Here is an 18,553-nt window from a genome sequence, read left to right on the forward strand (position 1 = left end):
TAATCGTAAATATACTAGGATAAAATTAAGTATCGATAAACATTTATCCAGGAAACGATAAACTAACACAAAGATTTCATAAGCATAACATTAAGTTAACTTAATAAACTCATTTCGTGATCAATCCTGATGATCCCTATAGGTAGTTAACAAATTCATGGTAGCTGTTATGAGATCTTTTGTCTCCATGAGTAACCCGAAATAAAGTGTCGTATTTTTAGGACTACTTTCTTCTGTTCTGGTTCGTTCTACTTGTTTATTAATTTTGTCATTTACTAAGGTAAACAATTTTTGTTTTTCTTCTATGATACCATTAAGACCACCAAACTCTCTACTATCAAAAATATCTTTAATACTAATAAAAAATTCTTGCAATTCATCCTCAATCTCCTTAAGATCTTTAATCTGATTAAATCTTAATTTTTTATGATTATTGTTGACATGCTTATGACTAGTTTTAGAAATATACTCAAGTGACTGGGTAATATCCTCCAGGTAACCTAGAATAGAAATATAAAAACTACTTGCACCAACACTCGATTCGTCAAGGTTTTTGATAAAATAAAAAATACTATCTCTAAGTTCTTCTACTTCTGTTTCTAGTTTTGCAATTCCCTTTCTGCTCTTTTTAAGAGATGTTAGATCATATTTTGCCAAACTATCTATTGTATTGCCATAAATTTTATTTCCTCTATTTACAAAAGATTTAATATTATCTGCACTTTCTTCAATAACCCCTTGTATTGAACTACTTTCTGATTTCTTAAGACTATCCTCCGCTTTATTCGCTCTTGCCTTGTTACGATACTTAATCGTATTCCTAACCAATAAAAGTACTGCTACTAATAGCAGTACACCTGTCATGATCGGTTGATTAAAATTAATAAGGAAAGCAATAAGTGCCGCCGCCAAAAATGCACTTATAGCGGTAAAGAACCATCCTCCGATTACATTTAGAACTCCTGCTACTCGATACACTGCGCTCTCGGTTCCCCAAGCTCTATCTGCTAAAGATGTACCCATTGCAACCATAAAGGTTACATAGGTTGTTGATAACGGCAATTTCATAGAAGTTGCTATAGAAATTAAAACTCCAGCTACCATAAGATTAACTGCTGCTCGCACCATATCAAAAGCCGGCATATCTTCCTTTCTCGTAGTAACAGGCAATGCCTGTTCTTCAAACTGTTTATCAGAAAATTTCTTAAATGACTCCGGTGTAATAGAAGATATAACTTCAGAAATAAATACCGTTCCTCTTACGACACCTCTGGATAGAAAGTTAGGACGAAATTTTTCATCCCCATCTCCTTGACGTGATAAATCGATAGATGTCTTAACTACGTTTCTCGCTTTGGACGAAAACCATAGTGTTAAGACCATAATAAGTCCAGCGGCTAATAACAATAAAGTTGGTGTCTCTGCCTTACCACTTAGCGAAGTCATGAGATATTCGTTTGCAGGAATCCCAGAATCATTCCACATTTGGTATCCTTCCCAAGCAGCTATCGGAACTCCGATAAAGTTTACTAAGTCATTTCCGGCAAAGGCTAATGCCAAAGCAAAAGTTCCTACAATAATAATGAGTTTATAAATATTTGTTTTAAAAACACTCATAAATGCATAGGAAAGTAAAGATAATAGTCCAAAGCCCGCAGCAACAATTAATAAAACATTAGTCTCTAAAAACCCTCTTAAAGTAGTAGCGATTGTTCCAGCATCTGCATCAATCTTAAAGAGATCTTTCTTATCAGCAATCATTTCTTTGACTGTTTCATAAGAACTTTCAAAATGAATATTAGCCCACTCTAAGAAACCTAATCCAGTATCATTTGTGAATGTATCAACAACTATTTTAGCATAATTAGTTCCCTTAATACCTTTAATAAAAATAAAATAAAGTATTGCAGTTAATGCAACCCCTCCAAATAACGCTCCTACCCATTTTGCTTTTTTTTCAAAATTAAATGACAACAATAATCGTGATACATATTGTACAATTGCCCCAATAGAAAACGCAACAACTACAGAGAGCAATATCCCTGTAATGATTTCACCTGCTTTTTTGGTGTTAATATAATTTCCTAAATCTCCAAAAGAAAGGGATGAATCTGCCGCAATTTTAATCAAAGCAACGCATACAGCAGCTCCTAATAATTCGAATACAATAGAAACTGTAGTCGAAGTTGGCATACCAAGTGTATTAAAAAAATCAAGGAGTAATATATCTGTAATCATAACCGCCATGAAAATAATCATGATCTCATCAAAATAAAATTCACTAGGTACAAAAATCCCCTTACGAGCGACCTCCATTAATCCACTAGAAAAAATAGCCCCCGCAGCTATCCCTAAACTTGCAACTATCATAATAGTTCTAAAGGATATCGCTTTAGAACCTATCGCTGAATTTAAAAAATTTACGGCATCATTACTGACTCCAACTACCAGATCTGCAATGGCTAACATAGCCAAAGCAATAATCATCAAAATATAAATGTCGTTCATATTTTTCTTACAATCTTATAAAGCACAAAAATGTTACTAAAAATCTACTCGTATGTTATTGAAATGTTATCTTTTTTAATGTAATCCAAAATCATTTAGCCCTAAATTATCATTAAAATCTTAATTACCTAATGATTAACATTATGTGATTTCCCGCTACATTTATCATAATTTTTATAATTAGTTAATACGAGCAAAATTATATTAATATTTTCAGAATCCTTTTACAATCCCTAAATCATAGTATTTCCGCAAAGTTATGGGTTAACTAAATTTATAAAAGAGACTTGTAGTGATTAATACTTCTGTCTCGGACTTGATGATAACTGAGTTCGTATATTTTATAATTATTGATCTTTTTTTTGTCTTCAACTGTTTCACATGCAATAAAAACACATATTCATAACATCACAAGTTGCTTAAAATCAAATATTTATTGATTCAATGTTAATTTAATGTTACGTAAAGGTTGCTTAAAAGTAAAATTAATGTTACATTTGTAATGTAAATATTAAGAACACCCCCAATAAAACATATATTATGAAAAATTTACTCTTAACACTAGCAATCCTTTTTTCCGGAGTAATTATGGCACAAGAAGCAAAACCTACTTTCGAAAAGCAAGGTGATGCTATCAAAGGCACTTACTTTTACGAAAACGGCGAGGTACGTCAGCAAGGGTTTTATAATAAAGAAGGAAAACTTCACGGAGAATGGAAATCTTATGATGCAACTGGTAAGAAAATTGCTATGGGACAATATACTAATGGAGTTAAGACAGGAAAATGGTTTTTCTGGAGTAACGAAAAACTATCAGAAGTAAATTATACTGATAATAATATTGCTTCCGTAACCACTTGGTCTAACAAAAGCGATGTAGTTGTCAATTACAACGATAATTAAATTTGCTAAAATATTTCATATAAAGCGTTCATAAATTTATGAACGCTTTTTTTTGTTTAAAAAACTTCAAACCTTATAAAGACTAAAACGCTATTTTTTCCAAACAGAATGTACAAATCTTGTCTTTGACCAAAACCACATTCATATATCACTTATCCTTAAAACGAAGCTCTTAACAATTAGGTAATCATCAAAAATTTTATGCTAAACCCTTACCTTTAAAGAACTTCACAAACAACAACTGACTGGTTTTTTTATAAAAATGTAAATCTTAGTCAAAAACAGATAACAATTACATAACATTATAATCACTCTTATTTAATTTTTCAGTAACGCACAGGTAACAATAGCTAACGTTATTTGCACCGAATTTAGAACACGTTATGAGAAAAATTGTAATTCTCTGTGCACTATTCGTTGTTGGAATAGTTAGTGCGCAGGAAACCGGCTCCATAGCTGGTACTTTGCTTGATAAAGAAGCAAATAATCAACCTTTACCTTTTGCCAATGTATTGATAAAAGGAACTAGTAAAGGAACAACCACTGATTTTGATGGATTGTATACCATCGAAAATTTAGACCCCGGAACATACGTTGTAGAATTTAGTTTTGTTGGATATGAAACACTTGAAAAAGAAGTTATCGTAAAACCAAATGAAACTACTACTGTAAACGCATCAATTAGTGCTAGTGCAGCAGCCTTAGATGAAGTTGTTATCAAAACAACTAGTAGAAAAAAAGAAAGTGTGCAAGCACTTCTTTTAGACCAAAAAGGTGCTATAGTTCAGAAACAGAGCATTGGAGCCCAAGAACTTTCGAACAAAGGTGTGAGTAACGCTGCTGGAGCTGTTACTAAAATTTCTGGAATCTCAAAACAAGAAGGAGGAGGTAATGTTTATGTTAGAGGTCTTGGAGATAGATATCTGAACACTACATTCAATGGTTTATCATTACCCGCAAATAATGTGGACAAGAAAAATATAGATCTTGGTCTCTTCTCATCTGATGTTATTCAGAACATCGGCGTAAGCAAAACATATGCTGCTAATTTTTATGGAGATTTTGCAGCAGGTAATGTAGATATTATCGCCAAAGAACATGTCGGAAAAGCATATATTAATGTAGATCTAGGTAATACAATAAACACAGCTGCAATCGGAGAAAAGTTCGTAAAAAGTGAAGGAACGGGATTCTTTGGATTTTACAATAGATATAAAAATGATCCATTTGCTGTTGTACTATCTCACGGTATTGATCCTATTTCATCAGAAGGACCGGTTGGACTTTCTGGATCAATTACAGCGGGAAAATCCTGGGAAATTGGTGAGGAATCAAAACTAAGCATCTTTGGAACCGCTTCTTTTGGAAGTAGTTATGAATACGCAAGAGGACAAGCGGCAAATGTTACTGCCGCAGAGAATCAAATATTTAGAGATGCTGAAAGCTTTGAATATAGCCGTACTACTACTGCAATGGCAAATATTGTATATAGTATTAATCCTGATCATAGAATAAAGTTTACTTCCTTATTCATTAATGATGCAACAGACGAGGTAGGTCGTTTTGGAATTGATGGGAAAGGATTTAATCGAAATACTATTGCAGATATTGACGACTTTGGTTTTTTTACACAGAATGTTCAATTCGAACAAGACATGATTTATGTGAATCAACTATCTGGAGTTAGTAACATTAATGAAAAAATAAAAGTAGATTATGGAATTGGTTTTAATAGCGTTCTTGCTCGTCAACCAGATAGAAAACGTATCGCGGTAGAACAGTTTGACCTAGCATTAGATAATGACCCTAGTACAAATCCTGTTCTTTTCCGTAATGTCGATTTTGATAACCAACGCTATTTCCAAAATATTGAAGACCAAGAATGGAACGGACGCATAAACGTAGCATACGAGCAATCAGAAAATTTGTCCTTCAATTTTGGATACAATGGACGTATAAAACAGCGGGATTTTGATAATCAACGTTTTGGATTAAGTATTCTTGAACCAAGAACAGAAGTTACCGATGTTAATGATTTCAATTCAATTTTTAATATTGATAATTTGGGCGTTACCTATAATACAGTAGTGATAAATGCTTTAGATCCTTCAGCTGGATTAGGAAACACAAACCTTCCGGGGCTTCCAGAAAACACTTATACCGGAAACTTAGATATACACGCCGTATATGCTAATGCAATCTATAAATACGGAGAAAAGTGGACATTTGTTCCTGGATTGCGTGTAGAATCATTCAAACAAAGCATTGAATACGATGTAATCAATCTTGCATTTAATAACCCTGGAAGTAATGAAGCTACAGAAACGTTCTTCTTACCAAGTTTAAATGTAAAATATGCATTAAACGAGGATCAAAATTTACGTTTTTCTGTGAGTAGAACAGTTTCTAATCCAGAATTTAAAGAGGTTGCTCCATTTGTATATGAAAATGTAACTGATCGTATCGGTGGTAATCCAGACCTATTAAATGATCCTGCATTCTCTTCTATTATCAATCTAGATTTAAAATACGAATGGTTCTTTAATAGAGGTCAGATATTTTCTGTTGCTGCTTTTGCAAAACAAATTAATGACCCTGTAAACTTAGTATCTGCAAATGATGCTACAGGAACACAACGTTTCTTTAGAACAGGAGATAAAGCAGAAGTTTTTGGTATTGAATTAGAAGCGCGTAAAGCATTGTTATTAAATACTGAAGAAGAAAGTCTTCTTTCTGCAGGTCTAAACGTTACGTATACAGCTACAAAACAAGATTTAAAAACTGTTTCAGGAACCTTCAATACCAATTTTAATAGAGATTCTGATCAACTACAAGGTGCATCACCATTTTTGATCAATGCGGATGTAAGTTATACTCCAACTTTTGGAGATTATAAACCTGTAGCAAACTTAGTATTCTCTTATTTTTCTGATCGTATCGATGCATTAGGAGCAGGACAATTAGGAAACATAGTTGAAAAAGGAGTACCGACATTAGATTTCGTTTGGAAAAACAAAGTACGTGACAACTTTGAAATTAACCTTAGTGTTAAAAACCTGTTGAACCCAACAATTGAAAGAGTTCGAGAAAATGCTACGATATCAGAAGATGTACTTACCACTTTAGGCATTCCATTTAGTAGAAATGCAAATAATGAAATCAATCCAATAGATGAATTTGCGCTATCTAGTTATAAAAGAGGAGTAAATATCGGATTACAATTTAAATATACATTTTAACCCAATTAAAACGAACACGAATACAATTAATTAAAATAAAAATCATGAAAGCAAACATATTTCTTTTAAAAATCACTGTCATTGCAATGCTTTTCGCAGCGTGTGCAAGTGACGACACATCAGACATAACGATTAACATTAATGGTGACGGTTCTCCTGTTGATCCTACGAGTGAAGTTATAGGAGGTACTCTTACAGAAGACCTTACTCTTGAGTCAAATACTGAGTACTCGCTTACTAGTGCTCTTATTGTCCCTGAAGGATTCACGTTAACCGTAGAGCCTGGCGTAGTTGTGCGTGCAGCAACCGGATCTGATGTATACATCGCTGTATTACAAGGAGGAATAATTAACGCAGAAGGAACTTCTTCTAACCCAATTGTATTTACTTCTGCTACCTCAACTCCTAATCCTGGAGACTGGGGAGGTTTAATTTTATTAGGTAAAGCACCGATAAACTCTGTTGTTGGAGGAGACGCAACTTCTACTTCCGAAATTGGAGGATTACCATATGGCGGTAGTGCAGTAGATGACAACTCAGGGATCCTTAGATACGTTCGTATCGAATATTCTGGTGGTGCAGCAGATGCAGCTTCAGAGAATAATGGATTTTCATTCTACGCAGTAGGAAACGGAACTACAATAGAGTACATACAAGCTTTTGAAGGAGCAGATGATGGAGTAGAATTTTTTGGAGGAACGGTTAACGCTTCATTTATATCTGTTGTAGGTGCACAGGATGATTCTGTAGACTGGACTGAAGGATTTACTGGAACATTAACAAATGTATATATCGAGCATAGACAATCTCATGATAAAGGAATAGAAGGTGACGGTTTTAATACAGATATAGGAAACAACTCAAATCCTGTATTTTGGTCAGCTCCTACAGTTACAAACCTAACCATTAATGGACTTGGTTCTTCTAACGAGAATGAAGCAATCAGATTACGTGCTGGAACAAGAGCTATATTTACAAATGTACTGTTAGAAGGTTTTGCAGAAGGTTTTGACCTTGATGATACCGAGACTGGAAACGGTGTATTAAGCAATGAAACTTCTGTTACAGATATCACCTTTGACGATATTACACTAACTCTTAAAAATGACACTGGAGCTACTTTTGGAGAAGCAGATGTAATCACAGGTGTTGGTAATGGAACCGGTGCAGATTACAACTCATGGAATTCTGGATGGACTCGTAACTAAATAATATACCCTAAAAAATCAGCCAATAATAAGCTGTTTGAAAAGTACTTGAATATTTTTCAAACAGCTTATTTTTATTTTTCTTATATAAAAAATCAGCCCCCTTAACTTTTTCTTTTCATTCCTTGCATTTAAGTTACATTCTCATAATACAAGTATAATACTCAAATAAAGTACAACTGAAACAAACTTTATTTATTTGTAATAAAATTTTGAAATAACATTCAATCAGAATCATAGCATACAGGACATACTACTTTCTTGAATATTTTGAGTTAGCTATTAGATATAAAGAAACGTGTTCGTAGAAGGCTGGAAGATCATTATTATCCAACAACAATAATGTTTCTCTTCAGCCTTCTCTTTTTTTATAAAATCTTAAAAATTAATGTTTTTAAGAGATTAGCCGCAAAGTCATTACTCCTCATTATAAAATTCCAACTAATTCTTTAAAAAACACAAAAACATTACAACTATTCGTATTGTAAGTTTATCCAATTGTTAAGACAGATATATTCATTTTAACCCGTTTAACGTTGTGATAATGTTTATATAATATTTTACAAAACTACCAAAACCCAAAGTTGTTCATTTCCTGAAACAAATTGTCAATTTATTAAAGTAAAAAGTAAAATTCAAAAGTCACGGTAAACAAAGGATTTACAAGGACTAGTGCAATGCTATGGTACGCCAAAATAGATTAAAAAAAATATCAAAAACTCTATTTCTCACCATTCTATTCAAAATTACAATCCCTTAAACTAAGGATAATAGTAGGATAAGATTCTTTACTGTAAAACCGTATTTATTTGTAACAGAATTTTACGAATACGAAATGAAAAAAATCTTCACAGTAATTGCACTGTTTTATCTTGGATTAAATTTTGCACAAGAAACCGGATCAATCGCCGGAACACTTCTAGACAAAGAAGCAAATAATCAACCACTACCTTTTGCTAATATTGTAATTGTTGGAACTACCTTAGGTACTTCGACAGATTTCGATGGAAAGTATGAAATCACCAACGTCCCTCCTGGTACACATACATTAGAATTCAGTTTTAATGGTTATAAAACATTACGTATTCCTAACGTAGTGGTAGAGCCTGACAAGGTAATAGTTATCGATACTGGCCTTAGCGCCACTACGGCGGAGTTAGAAGAAGTAGTTATAAAAGTTCAAACAAGTAGAGAAAGAGAAGAAGCTCTTTTACTAGAACAAAAGAATGCTGTTCAGATAAAAGAGAGTATTGGAGCAGAACAACTTGCAAGGCTTGGAGTTTCTAATGCTTCCGCTGCTACAACAAAAATATCAGGTGTTTCTAAAGGAGAAGGATCGGGTGATATTTATGTCCGTGGTTTAGGTGATCGTTATCTAAGTACTACACTTAATGGATTACCAATACCATCAGACAATATCGATAAAAAAAATATAGATTTAGAACTGTTTCCAGCGAGATTTATAGGAAATGTTTCAATAAGCAAAACTTTTGCTCCTTCAAATTCAGCAGATCTCGCTTCTGGAAATATAGATATTGTTTCTAAACAAGTTACAAAAACCAAAGACATTGGTGTGAGTGTTAGCGCAGGAGTAAATTCTAACGTGGCGGATAATGATGTTTTCAGCAACTTTAAAACTACGGCTAACAATAATGATATTTCTTTAGGGATATATAGTCGTGAATTTGAAGCCAGTAACCTTGTAAATGCTTTAACACAGCAATCTTGGAATACAACAGAAATTAGTACTCCTATTAACTATGGGTTTGGTTTTAATATTGGAGGAATATTAGGTGAGGCAAGAAATTTTAAAGTTTACTTTAGTGGTGGTCAATCAGTTGATTATGAGTATCGCGAAGGTTTATTTAGAGAATACGACCAAGGAAATCTAAGAGATAACGTACCCGAAGATGATCTAAAACGCTGGTTACGTGTAGTTAACTCGACAGCGATGTTACACGGTCAGTATAAAATTAGTGATGACCATAAATTATCTTTTAACACTTTTGCCATTAACAAAGTTTTCGAAGAGACTTTAGAAGCTGGGCGTGAACGTACTACTGAAATATTTGAAGAATTAGATAATATTGAAGAAGGATCTCAATTCATTAGAGATCAAAATATAAAAAACACCTTTTTATCAGCTACTCAGCTTATCGGAGAGCATACTCTTTCTGAAAAGAACAACTTAGAATGGGCGGCCGGATTCAATTATTTAGTAGCTAATGAACCGAACAGAATTCGTAATGAGGTAAATATCCTCAATGATAACCCAAATACGCCTGAGAATGAAGACGGAATTATAGAGCTTGGATTTACAGGAGGGTTTCAACAAAGAAAATCTGTACAAGAAATTACAGATCAAGAAATTAATGCAAGAATTTCTGATCAATGGGTTCTTAAGCAAAATGAAGATGAAGAAGATATTTTTACTTTAAATATAGGAGGTGATTTTAGGAATAAAACCCGAGACTTCTTATCCCAATTTTTCGGAGTAGAAGAGGGTAACATTGAAATTAATCCAACTTCTATAGATGCCATAAGTGATATTTTTACTCAACAAAATTTTGACAACGGAGCACTACAGCTTAATACCCAGCCAATAGACACCTATGATGCAGAACTTCTTTCTTACTCTGGAAACGCAAACTTTACAGGAACATTTAACAAGTTTACAGCGCAAGTTGGTGTTCGTTATCAGAAGGATGAAATTGACGTTAACTTTGATGTAGGGAATTTTGTAAATCCTCTTACAGGTCAGGCTAGAATTGGTTCTTCTAATAAAGAGTATGATAATCTCTACCCGTATGTCAACTTAAAATATGCAGTAAACGAAAAATTAGCATTACGTGTTTCAGGAAGCCTAGGTCAGACGTTACCTGAATTTAAAGAAATCGCTCCTTTTCAGTATGTTTCTCAAGTTGGACAGGTATTTCAAGGAAACCCTAATGTAGAAAGATCTACAAACTACAATGTAGATTTCAAAGTAGAATTTTTTCCAGAAAGTGATGAACTATTATCTTTTAGTACTTTCTACAAAAGAATTGAAGATCCTATAAACCGTGGTTTACAAAGAGGAGGAGAAGATATTTTCTCTTACTTCAACACTGGAGATCGTGCTCGTATTTTAGGATTCGAACTTGAAGGAAGAGTATATATCATCAAGAAACGAGAATCAAATCCCAATTTAAGACTTAGTGGTAATATTTCTTATCTAGATCACATACAAGATCTAAAGGATGTAATAAGAGAAGATGGAACATTAGAGCAAACTTTTAAATATGGTGATAGAACTGAGATAGGATTAGAAGGAGCATCCGATTGGATCTCTAACGTATCATTAACCTTTAATTCTGGAGAAGAATTTCCATACGAACTTACCCTTACCGGGAATTATACATCAGATAAGATCTTCGCCTTGGGAGCTCCTAGAAATCAGCAGCAACCAGATGTGTTTTTTAATGGGGAAATTATAGAACAAGGTTTTGTGACATTAGACTTTATAGCTAATAAAGAAATTAATGAACACTGGAGTTTAGGTCTAACTGCCAAAAACTTATTAAACCCAACGATAAAAAGAACGCAATTCATTCAAGAAGTTGTTAGTGGTGATCAATTTGAAAGTACCATTTTATCCTATTCTACAGGAATAGAAACTTCTCTGAGTCTTAGTTATAAATTTTAAAAACTATTAATTAAATATAAACAATGATGAAAACTTTTAGTAAATTATTAAGCTTTGCACTACTTACAGGATTACTTCTTGTTTCCTGTGGAGATGATGATGATGGAGGAATAATTCCTACACCAACAGATGATTCTGTTCTAAATGGTATTATTAGTGCCGATCGTACATTGGATGCTAGCGTTCAATATACAATTACAGGAACCGTAACTGTTGCATCAGGAGTTACTCTTACAATTCCTGCAGGAACTGAAATCGTATCAAACGCAGGTGTAGAAAATTACCTGGCAGTATTAAAAGGAGCTGATATTGATATTCAAGGAACAGCAGCAAATCCTGTAATTATGCGTTCTAATGGCCAAGCAGGAGCTTGGGGTGGTTTAGTTATTTGTGGAGATGCTACAACTACCGAAGGAACAGACGCTACTGCAGAAGTTGGTGGCCTTATTTATGGTGGTACTAACAATACTGATCGCTCAGGTAACATCGATTACTTAATAATAAGAGATGCTGGTGCTCAGATCAATGCGGATTCTCAGTTTAATGGTCTTACATTATATGCCGTTGGTTCTGGAACTACTATCGATAATGTAGCGATCATTAATGGTACTGATGATGGAGTAGAATTTTTTGGTGGAACAGTATCTGTAACTAACTTGTACTTACAGAACAATGAAGACGATGCTGTAGACTGGACTGAAGGTTGGAATGGAACACTTACTAACGGATATGTTTTAAACACAATTACAGATTTCTCTACTGCGATCGAAGCAGATGGTGTAAATAACAACCCAACACTTGTAAACTTTACAGCGATTTCTTCTACTGGAGGTACAGCAATCCAAATCAAAAATGATTCTGGTGCAACTATCAATGGATTAACCCTAACTGGTTTTGATACCTCTTTCGACTTTAGAGACAGCGCTCCTGCTTCTAACTTACAAATTGACGGTGCTGATGCAGATACTGCTGATGATGCAGTATTTAGTACTTCTTCTACAAACGCAAGTTTATTTGCTTGGGTTATAGATGCAGGAACTGGTTCTGGTAACGTACTTCCAGCTACTATTTCTAGTGATCTTACACTTGATGCTTCAGTTGCATATGAAATAAGCGGACCAGTTTTAGTAAGTAACGGTGCTACTTTAACAATTCCAGCTGGAACTACAATTACTTCAGAGTCTGGAACTGCAAACTACTTAGCTGTATTAAAGGATGCTTCTATCGACATCGAAGGAACTATGGCTAATCCAGTAGTAATGGAATCAAACGATGGTGAAGCTTGGGGTGGATTACTTATTTGTGGAGATGCTACAACTACTGAAGGTGTAGATGCAATTGCAGAAGTAGGTGGTCTTGTTTATGGAGGAAACAATGATACTGATAACTCTGGTACAATCAACTATCTTGTACTTAAAGACACTGGAGCACAAATCAATGCCGATTCTCAGTTTAACGGTTTAACTTTATATGCCGTAGGTAGTGGAACAACCATTACTAACGTAGCAGTTATCGGTGGTTCTGATGACGGAGTTGAATTCTTCGGAGGAACTGTAAATATGACCAATTTCTACGCAGAAAACCTTGAAGATGATGCTGTAGACTGGACTGAAGGATGGAATGGTACGCTTACGAATACATTCGTAAACATCACAATCGCTGATTTCTCTACTGCGATCGAAGCTGATGGTGTTAATAACAACCCAACACTTGTAAACTTTACTGCAGTTTCAACTATGGGTGGAACCGGAATTCAAATCAAAAACAATTCTGGAGCTACTATTACTGGTCTTTCTTTAACTGGATTTGACACGCAGTTTGATTTTAGAGATAGTGCACCTGCATCTAACTTACAAGTTGATGGTGCTGACGCAGTAGAAGCTACGACATATAGTACTTCTACAACTGTAGCAGCTGATTTTGCTTGGGCTACTAACTAGATCATAAGATAAAGAGAAAAAATCTCGCTTTATATACAAAACACCCTCTATTGAGGGTGTTTTTATATATAATAGTTACACTTTCACAGATTTCCAATTCCCTTTTTTAAACCATATAATTCCAACTACGGCTATTAAAATTTCGGCAAAAGTAATTGCTAAAAACACTCCCATTGCTCCCCAATCAAAAACAATTGCGGCCAAATAAGCAAACGGAAGTTGAAATACCCAGAAGCAGAAAAAGTTAATAATAGTAGGTGTTTTAGTATCTCCGGCACCATTAAATGATTGAATCACCACCATGCCATATGCATAGAAAACATATCCGGCAGCAATTACACGAAGACTTAATGCTCCGTATTTTACAACTTCAGGTTCTACACTAAAAATTCTGATAATAACCTCGGCAAAGATTAAGTAAAGTACGGATACAAATATCATAAAATAAGCATTATACTTTCCTGTTTTCCACACGGATTGTTCTGCTCTTTCAGGTTTACCAGCTCCAAGATTTTGACCTACGAGTGTCGCAGCAGCATTACTCATCCCCCAAGAAGGCATAAGTGTAAACATCAATACCCTAATTGCAATAGTGTATCCTGCCAAAACTTCACTACCAAACTCTGCCATAATTCTCATTAAAAACACCCAACTGGATGTTCCTATAATAAACTGACCAATTCCTCCAAGAGATACTTTGATCAAGTTAATCATCACTTTAGAATGCAAAACAACATCCTTAAAAGTTACTTTAATTTTACTCCAGCCAAAGAAAAGAATTACTAGTTGTAACAGCACTGCACTACCTCTTCCTATAGTAGTAGCTATCGCAGCGCCCTGTACTCCAAAACCTGGAATTGGTCCAAAACCGAAAATAAAAAGTGGATCAAGAATAATATTTAAAAGGTTAGAAAAAATCAACACTTTCATAGCCACCGAAGCATCACCTGCCCCTCGAAAAACGGCATTGATTAAAAATAACAACATAATAGTTATGTTTCCTCCCAATAAAACCTGCGTATATCCGTATCCATCCGCGATCAAATCGGGTTCACCTCCCATAAGTGCCAAAATCTCTTTCGGAAAAACTATTCCGATCGCGCTAATGATCACAGCTACCAGGATCCCCAAAAAAATAGCTTGTACTGCTGCCTGAGATGCTCCCTCGATATCCTCTTCACCAACTCTACGAGCTACGATAGCAGTAACTCCCATACTGAGACCAATTGCTACAGCATAAATTAAAGTGATAACCGATTCTGTTAACCCTACCGTTGCAATCGCATTTTCCCCAAGACTGGAAACCCAATAGATGTCTACTAATGCAAAAATAGATTCCATTATCATTTCTAAAATCATAGGAATTGCAAGCATAAATACAGCTCTACGGATACTGCCAGAAGTAAATTGTTGTTCTTTGCCCGTAATAGCTATTTTAAAATAAGAAAATAGTTTGGTAAGGGTGAGTTTATTTTGTGTCATAAGAAAAAGAATTACGTTTAAAAAAAGAAATAGATGGAAAATGCTAGAGAAGTTTCTCTAGCTTAATAATACCGAGACCGATATTTCCAAAAAGACGTACATAATTCTTTATAATTTCATAATAGTGTAAATATCCGTTTTTTTTACGAAACCACAAAACAAACAACAAACCTTAACTAAAGGAAGGTAAATCCGTACATGTGAAAGCAAATTTATTATTTGCAGAGATTTAACATTAAAAAATGAGCTCTCTAACTCAATTATTAATAAAATATTGTACTTTTATAGTCCCAAAATAAGTTTTTTATGAAAAAAATCTACTTACTACTCATATTTATTGGTGTCTTTAGCCTCTCCTTTTCTACTGGAGTGCAGGCCCAATCATCTTTTAATACTACTGACCAAGAAGAAGAAGAAGAGATTCGAATATTTCCTAATCCTATATCGGGTGATATTCTTAATATAACGTCTAAATCCGGAAAGTCAATTACCTGTAGAGTTTTTAATGTTTTAGGTAAAACAGTATTGTATAAGGTTATTACTACGGAGAAATTAAATATTGCAGCATTACCACAAGGAGTATATGTCCTTAGAATGAAGATTGGTAATGTTACAAATGTCCAAAAACTGGTAAGGCAATAGCATCTTAGTAAATCATATTTTTTCTATTACGGACATTAGAATATAATATTCGTAATCTAACCAAAAATTAAAATATTATATAAAAAACACTCTATTCATACAGAGTGTTTTTTTATACCTTTGTTTTAAACAAAACACCCTATCAACTCATATGCTGGCTGAGACTATTTTTACAATTCAGAATGATCAGGATTTTGAAAAGGCCGCATTGAGAGTTTTTCAACATCAATATGTTAATTGCACGATATATCAGCGATTTTGTAACCTTTTGGGAGTTACTAAAAGTTCCATAAAAAACAGCCGTGATATTCCATTTCTGCCTATTGAATTTTTCAAGCAAGAAAAAATTGTTAGTTCTCCATCTAATATTCAGCAAATTTTTACCAGTAGCGGAACCACAGGAAGCATCACTAGTAAACATTATGTGACTAATTTAAATATTTATGAAAGTAGTTTCAGAAAAGGGTTTCAGCATTTCTATGGAGATATCAGAGATTATACAATTTTGGCTCTTTTACCATCCTATCTAGAACGTGAAGGTTCTTCATTAGTTTATATGGCAGACAAACTAATTAAAGAAAGTCAGGAACCGAAAAGTGGATTCTATCTGGACCAAACAGAAAAGTTGGTAACCATGTTAAAACAACTAACCAAACAAGGTAAAAAAGTATTACTTATTGGAGTTTCTTTTGCATTATTAGATCTTGTCGAAAACTATGACATCCCACTAAATAAGGATACGATTATCATGGAAACCGGGGGAATGAAAGGTAGAAGAAAAGAAATGATTCGTGAAGAACTGCATCAGGTTCTAAAAAAGGGTTTTGGAGTATCCAAAATTCATAGCGAATACGGCATGACTGAATTATTGTCCCAAGCGTATTCTAAAGGTGACGGAATTTTTTATTGTCCGCCTTGGATGAAAGTCACAATTCGTGATACCGAAGATGCTTTAACTCCACTGCCGGCTGATAAAACCGGAGGTGTTAATATTATTGACCTGGCTAACATAAATTCTTGTTCATTTATCGCTACTCAAGATCTTGGAAAAATCCATGATACTGATAGTTTTGAGATTCTTGGTAGATTTGATCATAGTGATATTAGAGGATGTAATTTAATGGCATTATAAGCATTTCATAATCACCAGTTTTTTCAATAACTAGAGATGGAGACTAACTTTTTATAATATATCCTTTTTTTCTGCAACTTTTATATTTCCAAGACGTATTTATAAGTGTAAGTAATTTTAGATTAAAAGAATATTGGATACCATCCCTTATCTTCTAAAAACTTATAATTATGTTAAAGTTGTAATGTTCTGATTTTTTCACGACTGAATGGTTGTAACAACAAAAAACAATTACACAAAATGAAAAAGTTCATTGTCTTACTGTTTTTAGGATTAACTACTATTATAACTGCACAGCAGATTGATTACAATGTCAAAAAAGGATTTGTTGCAGAAGGATACGATGTTACTGAGTACTTTAACAATAAAGCGATAAAAGGAGCTAGTAAATTTATTACTACTCATGATAATGTGAAATATAAATTTGTAAGTCAGGAAAATCTGGAAAAGTTTAAAAGTAACCCAGAAAAGTTTATTCCACAATATGGAGGTTACTGTGCTTATGCAATAGGAGTGAATGCGGATAAAGTGGATATTGATCCTGAAACATACGAAATACGAGATGGAAAGTTGTATTTATTCTATAATTCTTGGGGAGTCAATACCTTAACTAAATGGAATAAAGAGGGAGCAGAAGATTTAAAGAATAAAGCTGATATAAATTGGCAAAAAATAAAAACGAAAAAATAATCGATACTATCGATATACATATAGAATGCTAAGTTTTTTTCAATAATTGATTGGTTAGTTGACAAAGCCTGCTAAGAAGAGATTCTTGCAGGCTTTGTTTTTTTTGAGTTATTATAGCATTGAAATCTGATAAAATACCATTGTTAAATATGCTGTAGGTTTAAAATATTAAGTACGAATTACTCGTTATAGATATCCAACTTAAATTTTAACACAATGAAAATCAACAAGTTTATAAGCGTAACTGCTTTAGGAGTATCTGTACTATTATTTGTAAATTGCCAAAACGATTCTGTATCAGAAGAAGTGACACAAGAATTACCAAAATCCAACACCTCATTAGAAAAGTACCCGTTAACTTCGAATGAGCCGATAATTATTAAGCCTTTCTTTGGTACTGAAACGGAGTTTAGTGAAGTGGGCGGTAATCTAGTTTTGGGAGATATGATCTTATCCCCAGAACAAGTAGAAGAAACCAATAGTATTGAAAAGGGAACCATTCTTAATAATTCTTCTCGAAGATGGCCAAAATCAGGAAATACTTATGTTGTTCCTTATCTAATAGATAATCGTTTACCCAATAAAAGTCGCGTAACCAATGCAATGAATCATTGGAAAAACAAAACTAAAGTTCGTTTTGTAAAGAGAACGAACCAACGTAATTATGTATATTTTACAGATGATGGAGGATGTTATTCTTATATCGGTAAAATAGGTGGTCGTCAGATTATATCTGTAGGCGGTGGTTGTTCTACTGGAAATACCATCCACGAAATCGGCCATGCTGTAGGTATGTTCCACGAGCAATCGCATCCAAGACGAGATCAAAATGTGACCATTAATTTTCAGAATATCATTTCTGGTAGAGAAGGAAATTTTAGAAAAGAATCTGCCTCTAATGTAAAGACTACAAATTTTGATTTAGGATCAGTAATGATGTACGGTTCTTTCTTTTTCTCTAAAAATGGACAACCTACAATTACCAGAAAGAATGGAAGCACCTTTAATGTACAGAGAAATGGACTAAGCACTAGAGATGTAAGAGTAGTAAATAAAATTTATAACTAAATTTCGCCTCATAGTATTGGAAAAGGCGTATATAAATATATATACGCCTTTTATAA

Annotated in this window: 11 protein-coding genes; 9 read left to right on the plus strand and 2 right to left on the minus strand. The window is 33.9% G+C overall.

The annotated features are described in order from the left end of the window. Nucleotides 1-120: 120 nt before the first annotated feature. The gene (locus Q0910_RS16565) at nucleotides 121-2,508 is read right to left on the minus strand and encodes an inorganic phosphate transporter (RefSeq protein WP_299218845.1); all 2,388 of its coding nucleotides are present in this window, start codon (nucleotides 2,506-2,508) and stop codon (nucleotides 121-123) included. A 540-nt stretch (nucleotides 2,509-3,048) separates the two neighbouring features. Between Q0910_RS16565 and Q0910_RS16570 the strand changes: the two genes are divergently transcribed. The 5 genes from Q0910_RS16570 to Q0910_RS16590 all read left to right on the plus strand — a co-directional run bounded on the left by Q0910_RS16570 (nucleotide 3,049) and on the right by Q0910_RS16590 (nucleotide 13,483). Further along, on the plus strand, nucleotides 3,049-3,411 hold the full coding sequence (locus Q0910_RS16570) for a nicotinic acid mononucleotide adenyltransferase (protein ID WP_298310812.1): 363 nt from the start codon (nucleotides 3,049-3,051) through the stop codon (nucleotides 3,409-3,411). A 383-nt stretch (nucleotides 3,412-3,794) separates the two neighbouring features. After that, a complete protein-coding gene (locus Q0910_RS16575) occupies nucleotides 3,795-6,650 on the plus strand; it encodes a TonB-dependent receptor (protein WP_299218848.1) in 2,856 nt (951 codons plus the stop codon). A 44-nt stretch (nucleotides 6,651-6,694) separates the two neighbouring features. Continuing rightward, nucleotides 6,695-7,858, plus strand: coding sequence for a multidrug transporter (locus tag Q0910_RS16580; protein WP_299218851.1), 1,164 nt, complete (start codon nucleotides 6,695-6,697; stop codon nucleotides 7,856-7,858). A gap of 835 nt (nucleotides 7,859-8,693) precedes the next feature. After that, the gene (locus Q0910_RS16585) at nucleotides 8,694-11,543 is read left to right on the plus strand and encodes a TonB-dependent receptor (RefSeq protein WP_299218853.1); all 2,850 of its coding nucleotides are present in this window, start codon (nucleotides 8,694-8,696) and stop codon (nucleotides 11,541-11,543) included. Between the two features lie 26 nt (nucleotides 11,544-11,569). Continuing rightward, complete coding sequence (locus Q0910_RS16590) at nucleotides 11,570-13,483, plus strand: hypothetical protein (protein WP_299218855.1); 1,914 nt, start codon at nucleotides 11,570-11,572, stop codon at nucleotides 13,481-13,483. A gap of 75 nt (nucleotides 13,484-13,558) precedes the next feature. On the opposite strand, the gene Q0910_RS16595 is transcribed toward Q0910_RS16590, so the two are convergent. After that, on the minus strand, nucleotides 13,559-14,965 hold the full coding sequence (locus Q0910_RS16595) for an MATE family efflux transporter (RefSeq protein WP_299218858.1): 1,407 nt from the start codon (nucleotides 14,963-14,965) through the stop codon (nucleotides 13,559-13,561). Nucleotides 14,966-15,271: 306 nt separating this feature from the next. Between Q0910_RS16595 and Q0910_RS16600 the strand changes: the two genes are divergently transcribed. The 4 genes from Q0910_RS16600 to Q0910_RS16615 all read left to right on the plus strand — a co-directional run bounded on the left by Q0910_RS16600 (nucleotide 15,272) and on the right by Q0910_RS16615 (nucleotide 18,497). Continuing rightward, nucleotides 15,272-15,607 carry a T9SS type A sorting domain-containing protein gene (locus Q0910_RS16600; RefSeq protein ID WP_299218860.1) on the plus strand — a complete coding sequence of 112 codons (336 nt, stop codon included), beginning with the start codon at nucleotides 15,272-15,274 and terminating at the stop codon, nucleotides 15,605-15,607. Between the two features lie 151 nt (nucleotides 15,608-15,758). Continuing rightward, the gene (locus tag Q0910_RS16605; protein WP_299218862.1) at nucleotides 15,759-16,739 is read left to right on the plus strand and encodes an acyl transferase; all 981 of its coding nucleotides are present in this window, start codon (nucleotides 15,759-15,761) and stop codon (nucleotides 16,737-16,739) included. A gap of 240 nt (nucleotides 16,740-16,979) precedes the next feature. Continuing rightward, complete coding sequence (locus Q0910_RS16610) at nucleotides 16,980-17,429, plus strand: YHS domain-containing (seleno)protein (RefSeq protein WP_299218864.1); 450 nt, start codon at nucleotides 16,980-16,982, stop codon at nucleotides 17,427-17,429. 216 nt (nucleotides 17,430-17,645) lie between these two features. Beyond that, nucleotides 17,646-18,497, plus strand: coding sequence for a M12 family metallopeptidase (locus Q0910_RS16615; RefSeq protein WP_299218866.1), 852 nt, complete (start codon nucleotides 17,646-17,648; stop codon nucleotides 18,495-18,497). Nucleotides 18,498-18,553 lie beyond the last annotated feature (56 nt).

Source organism: uncultured Aquimarina sp. (assembly GCF_947495315.1).
GTDB lineage: Bacteria > Bacteroidota > Bacteroidia > Flavobacteriales > Flavobacteriaceae > Aquimarina.

Coding starts and splice junctions, on each gene's coding strand:
- Q0910_RS16565 (WP_299218845.1), bottom strand. CDS start 2,508: ATGAACGACATTTATATTTTGATGATTATTGCTTTGGCTATGTTAGCC.
- Q0910_RS16570 (WP_298310812.1), top strand. CDS start 3,049: ATGAAAAATTTACTCTTAACACTAGCAATCCTTTTTTCCGGAGTAATT.
- Q0910_RS16575 (WP_299218848.1), top strand. CDS start 3,795: ATGAGAAAAATTGTAATTCTCTGTGCACTATTCGTTGTTGGAATAGTT.
- Q0910_RS16580 (WP_299218851.1), top strand. CDS start 6,695: ATGAAAGCAAACATATTTCTTTTAAAAATCACTGTCATTGCAATGCTT.
- Q0910_RS16585 (WP_299218853.1), top strand. CDS start 8,694: ATGAAAAAAATCTTCACAGTAATTGCACTGTTTTATCTTGGATTAAAT.
- Q0910_RS16590 (WP_299218855.1), top strand. CDS start 11,570: ATGAAAACTTTTAGTAAATTATTAAGCTTTGCACTACTTACAGGATTA.
- Q0910_RS16595 (WP_299218858.1), bottom strand. CDS start 14,965: ATGACACAAAATAAACTCACCCTTACCAAACTATTTTCTTATTTTAAA.
- Q0910_RS16600 (WP_299218860.1), top strand. CDS start 15,272: ATGAAAAAAATCTACTTACTACTCATATTTATTGGTGTCTTTAGCCTC.
- Q0910_RS16605 (WP_299218862.1), top strand. CDS start 15,759: ATGCTGGCTGAGACTATTTTTACAATTCAGAATGATCAGGATTTTGAA.
- Q0910_RS16610 (WP_299218864.1), top strand. CDS start 16,980: ATGAAAAAGTTCATTGTCTTACTGTTTTTAGGATTAACTACTATTATA.
- Q0910_RS16615 (WP_299218866.1), top strand. CDS start 17,646: ATGAAAATCAACAAGTTTATAAGCGTAACTGCTTTAGGAGTATCTGTA.